We start from the raw sequence: 12,181 nt of genomic DNA, 5'->3' as shown, positions 1-12,181 counted from the left end.
TCCGTAATTAAAAAGGGACTTTGATGTTACCCGATCACAACTTTCGCTGCTAGGGTAATAGGATATTAATTGTCAAATCAGACGAAAAAGGGTTTTTTTGCTGTTCAGTGGCTTTTAGTTAGGAAGGCGATCACTATTTTTGTGGTTCTCTGTTATGATGAACAGTAGTCAAAGTATACTCGTGATACTTCAAGTTGTAGCGTTACGTTGTGGAATGGGGATTAGCATATTCACACTAGTCTTAACACCTTCCATACGGCTAGCTTTTATTAGCCTGTTGTGAGCTGCACCTCGAATTATTTGGGGTATATCATAGTGTTAAAAATATAAAATAAAGGAGCCGGGATGAACGATAAATCCCCCGAGCAGAACAACCCAGAACTGCTGACTGAAAAAGTCTCCACTGTTTTGGCTTCATTTACACACCCAACACTGAAGCGCAATCTGATTTCTATCAAAGCATTACATCATTGCGCAATGTTGGATAATGTGTTGCATGTCGAACTCGTGATGCCATTCGTTTGGAAAGGGCCTTTTCAGGCACTGATCAGCGAAAAAACGGCAGAACTGAAACAAGTTACTGGCGCTCATGCAGTTGAATGGAAACTACGTCACGACATAACGACACTAAAACGTGCAAATGATTTAGCTGGCATTAATGGTGTGCGTAATATTTTGGCTGTGAGTTCTGGTAAAGGTGGGGTCGGTAAATCCAGTACCTCTGTCAACCTTGCGTTAGCACTAGCTCAAGAAGGGGCAAAAGTCGGTATTCTTGATGCGGATATTTATGGTCCATCGATCCCTAACATGCTGGGAACTACCATGGAACGTCCAACATCACCAGATGGCCAGCACATGGCACCGATTATGGCATATGGCCTCGCGACAAACTCAATCGGTTATTTGGTTACTGATGACAACGCAATGGTCTGGCGTGGCCCAATGGCAAGTAAAGCGTTGATGCAAATGTTGCAAGATACCTTATGGCCAGATTTAGATTATTTAGTTATCGATATGCCGCCGGGTACAGGGGATATTCAGTTGACGCTGTCACAAAATATTCCGGTTACAGGTGCTGTGGTTGTGACAACGCCACAAGATATCGCGCTGGTGGATGCGATGAAAGGGATTGTGATGTTTAAGAAAGTGAATGTCCCTGTCCTTGGCATTGTGGAAAACATGAGCGCACATATCTGTAGCAATTGTGGGCATGTCGAGCCGATTTTTGGTACCGGTGGTGCAGAGAAACTCGCTGAGAAATATAACACTAAACTGTTAGGGCAAATTCCATTGCATATCTCACTGCGTGAAGACTTAGATCGTGGTCAACCAACGGTGATGCGTGATCCTGAAGGTGAATTTGCGGATATTTATCGAGAAATTGCGTCAAATATTTCGTCACTAATGTACTGGGAAGGGGATAAAATCCCAACTGAGATCTCATTCCGCGCAGTTTAATACTCTGCTTATTGTAAGGATCTATTTCAATTTAATGGGATAGATCCTTATTTTTCAGCTTACTAACACCGCTTCTTCCTGATTTAACTCATTTCGATTTTTCTGATTTATTATTTGGTTATTTCTCTATTTCATGAGGATAGCGTAGAATGCTGAATATATAATGTTTAATGAATACCTGTTAAGTTAGGGCATTAATATTGCATTTTTTTCCTATGGCGGATGCCTAAAAGGTGATTATGAAATTTTTAATTTTGATTGTCGTTTTAGTATTGATTGTTATTTACTTTTATAACCGTATTGTCGCCATGCGTGAAGCTGTTATATCGAGCGAAACTGAAATCTCAGTGCAATTAGATCGCCGTGGAAAAGTATTTGATAGTTTGCTGGCAACGGTCAAAAAATATTTAAGTCATGAGTCAGAGGTTTTCAGTAAAATTACTGAGCTGAGAACAAAAGCTCAAACCGCAACAGGTGCGCAGGCGCGAGAAGCGGAAGATGCTTTATCAAAAATGGTGACCAGTGGTGCGATTAATGTTGCTGTAGAAGCCTATCCAGAGCTGAAATCAGACGCGATTATGGCCAATTTACAAGAGGAAATCGTTTCATCAGAGAATAAACTTTCGTTTGCGAAACGCGGTTATAATCGCGCATTGGAAAGCTACAAAGCGTATATTGCGTCAATGCCAGCAGCGCTTATCGTCGGCATTATTCCGAGTTTGAAAATTGATAAAGACTACTGGCGTCTTGATGAAGAAACGATTAAGAGTGAGGAAGCTCGCCGTATTAATTTTGATTAAAAACGACAATCGTTAATGATATTTGTTAGGGGGATGCCCCTAACAAATTATACAGAGTACTTGTTCATGGATTTTAGAAACATCATACGTAAAAATAATTTTCGTACGCGATTGGTGGTCATTAGTTATATATTTATTATGCTGATCGTCGGTTTATTAGCAGATACAGCGACGCACTCAGACGAGCGTATTGGATTTTTTGAAAATATGCTCATATTTGTGACTTTTGAAAAACTACCAGTAGCAACATTAATTATTTTAGGGCTTACCGTTTTAGGATTGGTATATATTCATTTTCGTGGTCATAAAATGATGTTAGCAGGTCTGAGCGCAAAAGAAATTACAGCGCAAAATGCCAGCACTCCTGAAGAAAGACAACTGTATAATATTTTAGAAGAGCTCAGTTTAAGTGCTACTTTACGCTATGTGCCTCGCTTGTATATTTTAGACAGTGATGAGCCTAACGCATTTGCTGCCGGTTGGGGCGCTAAAAACGCTTTAGTCGGTGTCACTCGAGGTTTATTGCAAACACTCAATCGTCACGAAGTTCAAGCGGTGATGGCTCATGAAGTTGGGCATATTATTCATGGTGATTCTAAATTGACATTGTATGTTGGTATTTTAGCGAATGTGATCCTGACTATTACGAATATATTTAGCCAACTATTTATTCGGACGGCAGGGCGTAGCCGAAATAGTGCATCTAATAAAGCACAGCTAATTCTATTAGCTCTTAACTTTGTTTTACCGTGGATCACCCAAATTCTCTATTTTTATCTTTCGCGAACGCGTGAATATATGGCCGATGCAGCGGCTGTTGATTTAACCACCGATAATCAAGCTATGATCAGCGCACTGAAAAAAATTTCGGGTCAGCATGAAAAACAGCAATATGATAAGTCGGGTATTGGTGATGCATACCGTAGTGCAGCCTATATCTTTAATAAAGGTGATTCGATATTGTCGACGCATCCATCGATAGAAAATCGCATTGCAGCTTTAGAAGGCCGTAAAAAATTTTAGCGGGTTGAGTGATAACAATTTGGGGCACACTATTTTAGTCACATATTGACATACACTTTTTATGATGTTTCCCATTAATATTTGGTATTTTTTGAGTCTGTTTGTGTTGCGAAGCTGGAACCTCACGCCATTAACTCCTATAATTCCGGCAACCATAACTTTGTGAAGATAAAGTTAGGCATTTCATTTCAGATTTATTTAACCAGGTTATCATTTTATGACTGACATAGCGCATCAATGTACCATTGTAGGTATATCAGGAGCTTCTGCATCCGGAAAAAGCCTTATCGCAAGTACCTTATATAGAGAATTAAGGGAAAAGGTCGGTGATCATAATATCGGTGTTATACCAGAAGACTGTTACTATAAAGATCAAACAGATATACCAATGGAAGAGCGGTTAAAAGTCAATTACGACCACCCAAACTCCATGGACCATAGCCTGCTTTATCAACATCTTAAAGCATTAAAAAGCGGTAAATCTGTAGAAATTCCTCAATATGACTATGTCGCTCATACACGTAAAGAAACCAGCATTCACTTCAAACCTAAAAAAGTCATTATTATCGAGGGGATTTTACTGCTTACGGATAAACGTTTACGTGAAGAGATGGATTTTTCGATCTTTGTTGATACCCCGCTTGATATTTGCTTGATGAGACGGATAAAACGTGATGTAAATGAGAGAGGGAGAACATTAGATTCGGTTATTGAACAATATAATAAAACCGTGCGTCCTATGTTCTTACAGTTTATTGAGCCGTCGAAGCAGTATGCCGATATTATTGTGCCTCGTGGCGGTAAAAACCGTGTGGCAATTGATATCTTAAAAGCAAAAATCGGCGAATTTTGCCAAGACTAAACTTGGCTAGGTGACATGGCGATAAAAAATAATGAAGGGGGATATAATCATGCGTCTTTGTGACCGCGATATTATTCAATGGATGGATGAAGGAAAGTTAGTTATTAGCCCTCGTCCACCTATTGAACGGATCAATGGAGCAACAGCAGATGTGCGCCTAGGAAATCAATTTCGAGTTTTTCGAGGACATACCGCCGCTTTTATTGACCTAAGTGGCCCGAAAGATGAAGTAAATGCAGCGCTTGACCGTGTGATGAGCGATGAAATTATTCTCAATGATAATGAGCCATTTTTCCTTCACCCAGGAGAATTAGCACTTGCAGTCACTCTTGAGTCTGTTACCCTGCCTGATAACCTCGTAGGATGGTTAGATGGCCGTTCTTCATTGGCGCGATTAGGTTTAATGGTGCATGTGACAGCACATCGAATCGATCCCGGTTGGTGTGGGCAAATCGTGCTAGAGTTTTATAATTCAGGCAAACTACCACTTGCTTTGCGCCCTGGAATGGTGATTGGTGCGTTAAGTTTTGAGCCATTATCAGGCAGCGCAGATCGCCCCTATAATAGCCGACAAGATGCGAAATATAAAAATCAGCAAGGGGCGGTTGGTAGTCGTATCAGTGAGGACTGATAGTAATATGTATGACGGAATTATTGCTTATATGGGGTAATTCCGCATAGCGCAGGGATAGGTGTAGTGTGAGCCTTTTGTGTGGCGTAGCAGACATAATTTTAGTGAGGGAAGAATGAAACGATTTCTGACGACACTGGTCATTTTGCTAGTCGTGATTGTGGTTGGTCTAACCGCATTAGTGATGTTGGTTAACCCAAACGACTTTAGGCAATATCTTGTGGAAAAAGTTGAGAAAAAAAGCGGGTATCAAATTGACTTTAAAGGGGATATGCGTTGGCATGTTTGGCCAACACTGAGTATTATTACCGGCCCTGTTTCGATTACCGCTCCCAATGCCAGCCAACCTGTTTTAAGTGCGGAGAATATGCGCTTAGATGTGGAATTATGGCCGCTACTTTCTCATCATTTATCCGTCGAACAAATTGTTGTCGATGGTGCAGTGATTCGCCACACGCCTGAAAGCGAACCCCAAATGAATGCGAACTCACCTATTGCGCCTGCCGGTAACCAAAGAACACCAAATTCTCCAGAAAAAAATCAATGGTTATTAGATATCGAAAAAGTTGAAATATCAAATAGCTTAGTGATCTGGAAAACACAAAATGATGAGTACAATCTACGCAATATTGATCTTTCTTTAAATAAAAGTGATAAGCGCAAAATCAGCGCTAAATTCAGCGGCAACTTAAATAAGAATCAACAAGAGCTACGTTTTGATGCGCGGGCAGAACTTGATCTTTCCCAACTATCACATCAAATTAATGGTCAATTAACTCAGTTTGATTATACTTTCACGGGGGTTGATTTACCTGAAGGTGGGATCACCGGACAACTGACCAGTGATTTTGCTTATATTAAAGATAATATTGCAACAGCGAGTTTACATAACATCGCGATTAAAGCCAATGACAGTGATTTAACGGGTCACGTTGAAGCAAAATTAGGGGCTATTCCAGATATTAATGTTCAGTTATCTTCTCAAACGTTAAATCTTGATAAATTAATTGGCGCACCAAATTCAAGTACAGCGGCTAATTCGTCTAATGAAACGAACCTTTCTACTCGCGTTGGCGTTAAACCGGTGATTTCTGGAAAAGAAACACAGAAATATGATTTATCTAACCTAAAATCATTTACTGGAAATATTAATTTAAATATTGAGAATTTAGTTTATCGTGGAATGGCAGTGAATGCGGTAAAATTTGCAGCACAAAACCAAGCGCCGCAATTAACCATTTCCCAATTAGAAGGTCAGGCCTTTAATGGCCAGTTTTCGCTTCCTGTGAGTATTAATTACTCAAATATTCCAGCGCAAGTTACAGCGAAACCTAATATTCAAAATATTAATTTAACGCCATTGTTGAAAGCGTTTAATATGCCAGAAAAACTGAGTGGTATTGTGACAATCAATGCCGATTTATCGGGCCCAGGTTATGATGATTATGCGGTGAAAAATTTATGGCAAGGCCCAGTGAATTTCAGTTTACAAAATGCACGCTTAGCAGGATTAAATATTCCATTATTAATCCAACAATCTATTTCACGGGTGACCAATAAAATCAATGCACCTGTTAATACAGGTAATTATACTGAAGTAGAGCAATTCACCGTTAATGGTCGCTTAAATAAAGGCACGATTAACATTGCATCCATGAATGCAACTTCTCCTTTAATTTCAATTACGGGACAAGGATGGGCAAATGTGCCAGCAGAAACATTGGATGTGAATCTCGGTGTGCAAATTACGCAAGGTTGGGGCGGAGACTCTCGCTTTATTCAACAACTGCAATCAATGACAATACCGCTACGTATTTATGGCGGTTGGAGCAACTTACAATATCAACTTAATGTTGAAAGATTGCTACGTAATGAATTAAAGACACAAGCCAAAGAGGCATTAGGGAACTTTTTGAAGAAAGAGGAACAAAAAGGATTGAGTGATTTGCTGAATGCACTATAGCTTTTCTATTGATAAATGGCATCATAGGTCATGATGCCATTTATTGGGATAAAATGATTAGAGTAAACTACGAGGGGTGACGTATTTTGGCGTTGTGTTATCAAATTTTTTATTGGCTTCTTGAGTCGCTTTCATATTTTTATAGCCTTCTTTTGATTCAATCTTATTTTTATCTAAGCTCGCTGCATTTAATTTACTTTCAAATTTTGCAAGCGTTTCCCGTTTTTTAGAGTTTTGCTTATAGTTTACGCTATTGAGTCTTTCTTGATAGTTTGCTGTTTTAGCCTTCAGAGAATGAAGCGTGTTTGAAAATATTGTTAACTCTTTTTTATTATTTTCTCTCTCCATCGCTCCTCGTTCATGACCTATATTTTCTAATAATGTCTTCATTTTTTGCTGAATAGAGTTAACCTCTTTTTCTATTCCTTTTAATTCTTTAAGCTTAAAGATTCCACTATCAACTTTAGACGTGTTTTGCTGATTTAGAACTGGATTTGATTGAACATTATTGGTTGTACGTTTGATATTTCCAGTAATACCTGAGTTGTGAGCTGTTATTTCTGGCTGTTGTAACTGTTGTGTGTAATTTAATGCTTTATGAGTGATTGACTGGACCATGTTAACCTCGAATAGCCTTATTAAGTTATCCGAATTATTGAACAATCAAATGATTAATGCTTTTAAAAAACGCTGTTATTTTGGCGCTTCAAGTGACTTGTTATGGGAATACTTATCCGCACTATAAAAAATACCGGCCAATTTGGCCGGTATTGTATGAATAAACAAAAATTATTCTTCTTCGTCTTCTTCCGGTACTTTCGGAGGAACAATGAGCACTTTACTAATACGGTGGTTTTTGATTTCAAGCGGCTGGAAAATGCAGCCATTGACTTCAATTTGTTCACCTTCTTCAGGTACTCGTTGTAGGTGTTCCATCAATAAGCCTGCAATGGTTTCATATTCGCGCTTTTCATCCAGTTCCATAGGAACAAATAGGATCAAATCTTCTAATGGCATAAAGCCGTTAGCAATCCAACTCCCATTTTCTAGCTTTTGAATATCATGACGTGAGTCATTTTCTTCTTCACCATCTGGTAAGTTACCGGCGATCGTTTCCATCACATCCGTTAAGGTGACAACACCCTCGACAGAGCCAAACTCGTCGACGACAAAAGCAAAGTGAGTCTGTGCTTTACGAAACTGCTCCAATGCTTTTAATAGCGAGAGACCTTCAGGGAAGATAAGAGGTTGAGTAATCAAAGCTCGTAAGTTTAGCGGCTGACCACTTAACTGCTGTTTGACTAAATCGAGCATGTGAACAACACCAACAGGCTCATCACTCACGGTTTCATCGATAACAACAAAACGTGAATGCGGATTTTTTTCCAGCAATTGCAGCAGCTCATTGGCAGACTTATTGACATCGAGATATTCCACATCATGACGTGATGTCATAATACTTTCGACATTACGTTGAGCCATACCTAAAACACGGGCGATCATCTGGCGCTCTTGAGGGTCAAAAACCGCTTGGTTGTCCGCGATTAAGTCTGAAGTGTGCGCATCTAGCTCCGCACGTTCGTGGTTACCACTTAGAATACGTAAAACGGCTTCAGCCGTACGTTCACGAAGTGGACGACTACCTTTGAGGAATTTGCGACGGTTAAATTGTGCAAACTGGTTTAAGACTTCAATCATAATAGAGAAGCCAATCGCAGCATACAGATAACCTTTTGGTATTGCGTAACCAAAGCCTTCAGCAACTAAGCTAAAGCCGATCATCAGCAAGAAGCTGAGACATAAGATCACAATAGTTGGGTGATTGTTGACGAACGATGTTAGCGGCTTACTTGCCCATATCATAAGGATCATGGCAATAGTCACTGCTGCAACCATAACCCCAATATGGTCAACCATCCCAACGGCGGTAATGACTGAGTCAAGAGAGAATACCGCATCTAGGACGATAATTTGTGCAACAACAGCCCAGAAATTCGATGTTTTTCGTTGATTAGTGGTGTGCTCATCCCCCCCCTCTAATCGTTCGTTTAACTCCATTGTGGCTTTAAATAGCAAGAATAACCCACCCACCAACATGATGAGATCTCGGGCGCTAAATGGATGATCGAATAATGTTATTAAAGGCTTGGTGAGAGTGATTAGCCAAGACAAGCTAAATAGCAGAATAACTCGCATCACGAGAGCGAGCATGAGACCCGTCACACGAGCCCTATCACGCAATTTTTGCGGCAGTTTGTCTGCCAAAATGGCAATAAAGACGAGGTTATCAATACCAAGAACGATTTCTAGAACGATTAAGGTGGCAAGCCCCGCCCAAATCGAAGGATCTGCGATCCATTCCATACAGTTTGTTTTACCTTCTGATATGACGGCATATGCCGACTCGTGAATAATGCGGTTTGTTTCCCTAAATTTCAATAAAAATTGTCGCGTATGAGACGATAATCTACAAATAATATTCCGTTTGCGTCATCGATTGCATCAATAACTACCCAGCAGAACAAACCTGAGTTAACATGTGATCCTGTTAACAGAATTGCCAGCATAAAAATGGCTGGCTTAGGTCCTAATCAGACAGGAGTTTTTCATGTCAAAGCAACAGATTGGTGTTGTCGGTATGGCTGTCATGGGGCGCAATCTTGCCCTGAATATTGAAAGCCGTGGTTATTCCGTCTCTATTTTCAACCGTTCAAAAGATAAAACGGATGAAGTTATTGCCGAAAATCCAGGGAAAAAATTAGTTCCCAGCTACACGATTGAAGAGTTTGTCGACTCTCTGGAAAAACCACGCCGTATCCTGTTGATGGTGAAAGCGGGTGAAGCAACGGATAAAACGATTGCTGCATTGACTCCGCATCTAGACAAAGGTGATATCCTGATTGATGGCGGCAACACTCTGTATAAAGATACTATCCGTCGTAACCGTGAACTGTCTGAGCAAGGCTTTAACTTTATCGGTACAGGGGTTTCTGGTGGTGAAGAAGGCGCTCTAAAAGGCCCATCTATCATGCCTGGTGGTCAAAAAGAAGCTTATGAGCTGGTTGCACCAATTTTGAAAGAAATTGCCGCTAAAGCCGAAGGCGAGCCTTGCGTAACTTATATCGGTCCAGATGGTGCTGGTCACTATGTGAAAATGGTTCACAATGGTATCGAATACGGTGACATGCAGTTGATCGCTGAAGCATATTCATTGCTAAAAGGTTCTTTAAACCTGAGCAATGAAGAGTTGGCGGAAATTTTTGCTGATTGGAACCAAGGCGAACTTAGTAGCTATCTGATCGAAATCACTGCGGATATCTTCAAGAAAAAAGATGAAGATGGAAAATATTTGGTTGATGTGATTTTAGATGAAGCAGCGAATAAAGGTACAGGTAAATGGACAAGCCAAAGTTCATTGGATTTAGGTATCCCAGTAACGTTGATCACTGAATCTGTATTTGCACGTTATATCTCTTTCCTGAAAGACCAACGTGTTGCCGCATCTAAAGTACTAACAGGCCCAGTATTGAAGCCTGTTGAAGGCGATAAAAAACAATTTATTGAGAAAGTTCGTCGTGCACTCTACTTAGGTAAAATTGTTTCTTATGCCCAAGGCTTCCAACAACTGAAAGCCGCTTCAGATGAATACAATTGGGATCTGAACTACGGTGAAATTGCTAAAATTTTCCGCGCGGGTTGTATCATTCGTGCACAATTCTTGCAAAAAATCACTGATGCATACAATGATAATGCACAGATCGCTAACTTGCTGTTAGCGCCATACTTTAAGCAAATCGCTGATGAATATCAGCAAGCACTACGTGATGTGGTGTGCTATGGCGTACAAAACGGCATCCCAACACCGACCTTCTCTGCGGCAATTTCTTATTACGATAGCTACCGTTCAGCGGTATTGCCTGCAAACCTAATTCAAGCGCAACGTGATTACTTTGGTGCTCACACTTATAAGCGTACTGATAAAGAAGGTGTGTTCCATACCGAATGGATGGAATAATACGTTAAAATAACGTATTAAATTATTAAGGTGCTGGTTTTCCAGCACCTTTTTTATTTTTAAGTATAAAAATAGGGATGTACTATCAATACTTATTGGTCGTTTTTATCTTTATTATTGGATCGAGTATGGTTTTGATTGATGATACTGATAGAATCGAAAGCTTGTTTTTATTCTTAGGCCTCAGGTATTACTGTAAGCCTAGCTGATCATTTTATGATTATAAGTAAGAATTCTATTTATGCGAAAGTTCCTTGTCTTGCTGCTGTTACTTGTGCTGCTGAGTCCATTGGCAATTGATTTATATCTGCCAACAATTCCTACAATTGCGATTGCGTTAGGGGCGCCCGAGTCGCTGATACAGTCTACTATTGCATTATTTATACTAATTTTTGGTATAGGGCAGTTAATTTCTGGCCCCTTGATCGACCGATATGGACGTAAGCCTATCGCGATTGTGGGCATCCTAATTTACATTGTCGGTTCAACTGTCGCAGCGTTATCAACAACCCCGGAAATTTTTATTGCCGCTAGGGTATTACAGGGGGTCGCTGTTTGTTGCACTGGCGTTGTGGCTTTTAGTGGTGTTCGTGATCGGATGAACGGCACGGAAGCTGCGCGTGCATTTGGTTTTTTAAATGGAACGCTCAATATCGTACCAGCATTAGCACCGCTTTTGGGGGGCTTTCTCGCTGAATATTGGGGATGGCGAGCCCCTTTTTGGTTTTTGGCTCTCTATGCGGTACTCATTTTAATTCTAGTCATCGCATTTTTGCCAGAAACTCGCCCGGCGAGTTTGCAAAATGTGAAGAAGTTGCAACTCAATCACTACCTGCATATCTTGCGTAACAAGCACTTTATTATTTTTGCATTGGTGAATGCAGGTAGTATGGGCATGGTCCTGACGTATGTTTCATTCGCACCGATTGTCTTAATGGGGGATGCAGGACTCACGCCACTAGAGTTTTCATTGGCGTTTGGTGCTAATGGTTTTTGGATTATGTTTGCGAGTTACATTGCTAACTATTATATCCCCAAAATTGGTCGCCCTAACTGTTTAAAAGCCGGCAGCCTATTTATGATAGCGGGGTGTTTAGGCTTGTTATTCGGTTTGCTTGTCTTACCAACAGAGTTACAAAACCACTGGTTAGCTTATATGTTACCTGTAGCGTGTGCCTGTACAGGCCTTGCCTTTATGATGGGAACCGCAACGAGTTATGCTTTAGAACCTTTTGAAAAAGAGGCAGGAACGGCTTCGGCTTTAGTGGGTTTTATTCAAATGGCAGTAGGTGCAGCTCTGAGTTTATTGGCGATCAGCTCTCCCTTACCTGCAAATTGGGCATTAGCTATGTTAATGTTAGTAGGCGGAGTGATTGCGTTGGTTGCACGAAATACCAGCTTAAAATTAACGCGTTAAGTAGAGAAAAGA

Annotated in this window: 10 protein-coding genes; 8 read left to right on the top strand and 2 right to left on the bottom strand. The window is 40.4% G+C overall.

What is annotated here, in order from left to right:
* Positions 1-345 precede the first annotated feature (345 nt).
* The 6 genes from apbC to asmA all read left to right on the top strand — a co-directional run bounded on the left by apbC (position 346) and on the right by asmA (position 6,737).
* Entirely contained in the window at positions 346-1,458 is a 1,113-nt protein-coding gene (gene apbC, locus P2E05_RS14385; protein WP_154624490.1) for an iron-sulfur cluster carrier protein ApbC, read from the top strand.
* 239 nt (positions 1,459-1,697) lie between these two features.
* Positions 1,698-2,258 carry a LemA family protein gene (locus P2E05_RS14380; protein WP_154624489.1) on the top strand — a complete coding sequence of 187 codons (561 nt, stop codon included), beginning with the start codon at positions 1,698-1,700 and terminating at the stop codon, positions 2,256-2,258.
* 66 nt (positions 2,259-2,324) lie between these two features.
* The gene (htpX, locus tag P2E05_RS14375; RefSeq protein ID WP_154624487.1) at positions 2,325-3,281 is read left to right on the top strand and encodes a zinc metalloprotease HtpX; all 957 of its coding nucleotides are present in this window, start codon (positions 2,325-2,327) and stop codon (positions 3,279-3,281) included.
* Positions 3,282-3,498: 217 nt separating this feature from the next.
* Positions 3,499-4,143, top strand: coding sequence for a uridine kinase (gene udk, locus P2E05_RS14370; RefSeq protein WP_154624486.1), 645 nt, complete (start codon positions 3,499-3,501; stop codon positions 4,141-4,143).
* Between the two features lie 49 nt (positions 4,144-4,192).
* A complete protein-coding gene (gene dcd, locus P2E05_RS14365; protein ID WP_154624485.1) occupies positions 4,193-4,774 on the top strand; it encodes a dCTP deaminase in 582 nt (193 codons plus the stop codon).
* A gap of 115 nt (positions 4,775-4,889) precedes the next feature.
* Entirely contained in the window at positions 4,890-6,737 is a 1,848-nt protein-coding gene (gene asmA / locus P2E05_RS14360) for an outer membrane assembly protein AsmA (protein WP_272658090.1), read from the top strand.
* Positions 6,738-6,794: 57 nt separating this feature from the next.
* On the opposite strand, the gene P2E05_RS14355 is transcribed toward asmA, so the two are convergent.
* Together P2E05_RS14355 and P2E05_RS14350 are read right to left on the bottom strand one after the other, a co-directional pair.
* Positions 6,795-7,355 (bottom strand): hypothetical protein, encoded by a 561-nt coding sequence (locus tag P2E05_RS14355; protein WP_247047238.1) that lies wholly within the window; start codon positions 7,353-7,355, stop codon positions 6,795-6,797.
* Positions 7,356-7,526: 171 nt separating this feature from the next.
* Positions 7,527-9,101, bottom strand: a complete 1,575-nt coding sequence (locus tag P2E05_RS14350; RefSeq protein ID WP_154624482.1) for a TerC family protein — start codon at positions 9,099-9,101, stop codon at positions 7,527-7,529.
* A 244-nt stretch (positions 9,102-9,345) separates the two neighbouring features.
* Between P2E05_RS14350 and gndA the strand changes: the two genes are divergently transcribed.
* Positions 9,346-10,752, top strand: a complete 1,407-nt coding sequence (gene gndA / locus P2E05_RS14345) for an NADP-dependent phosphogluconate dehydrogenase (RefSeq protein WP_154624480.1) — start codon at positions 9,346-9,348, stop codon at positions 10,750-10,752.
* 241 nt (positions 10,753-10,993) lie between these two features.
* Entirely contained in the window at positions 10,994-12,169 is a 1,176-nt protein-coding gene (locus tag P2E05_RS14340) for a multidrug effflux MFS transporter (protein ID WP_276122853.1), read from the top strand.
* The last annotated feature ends 12 nt before the right edge of the window (positions 12,170-12,181 follow it).

Origin of the sequence: Providencia stuartii (assembly GCF_029277985.1) — a bacterium.
Taxonomy (GTDB): domain Bacteria; phylum Pseudomonadota; class Gammaproteobacteria; order Enterobacterales; family Enterobacteriaceae; genus Providencia; species Providencia zhejiangensis.
The sequence above is the reverse complement of the archived record's forward strand: the minus strand, read 5'-3'. Positions and strand labels throughout refer to the sequence as shown.

Coding starts and splice junctions, on each gene's coding strand:
- P2E05_RS14380 (WP_154624489.1), top strand. CDS start 1,698: ATGAAATTTTTAATTTTGATTGTCGTTTTAGTATTGATTGTTATTTAC.
- gndA (WP_154624480.1), top strand. CDS start 9,346: ATGTCAAAGCAACAGATTGGTGTTGTCGGTATGGCTGTCATGGGGCGC.
- udk (WP_154624486.1), top strand. CDS start 3,499: ATGACTGACATAGCGCATCAATGTACCATTGTAGGTATATCAGGAGCT.
- apbC (WP_154624490.1), top strand. CDS start 346: ATGAACGATAAATCCCCCGAGCAGAACAACCCAGAACTGCTGACTGAA.
- dcd (WP_154624485.1), top strand. CDS start 4,193: ATGCGTCTTTGTGACCGCGATATTATTCAATGGATGGATGAAGGAAAG.
- P2E05_RS14355 (WP_247047238.1), bottom strand. CDS start 7,355: ATGGTCCAGTCAATCACTCATAAAGCATTAAATTACACACAACAGTTA.
- P2E05_RS14350 (WP_154624482.1), bottom strand. CDS start 9,101: ATGGAATGGATCGCAGATCCTTCGATTTGGGCGGGGCTTGCCACCTTA.
- htpX (WP_154624487.1), top strand. CDS start 2,325: ATGGATTTTAGAAACATCATACGTAAAAATAATTTTCGTACGCGATTG.
- asmA (WP_272658090.1), top strand. CDS start 4,890: ATGAAACGATTTCTGACGACACTGGTCATTTTGCTAGTCGTGATTGTG.
- P2E05_RS14340 (WP_276122853.1), top strand. CDS start 10,994: ATGCGAAAGTTCCTTGTCTTGCTGCTGTTACTTGTGCTGCTGAGTCCA.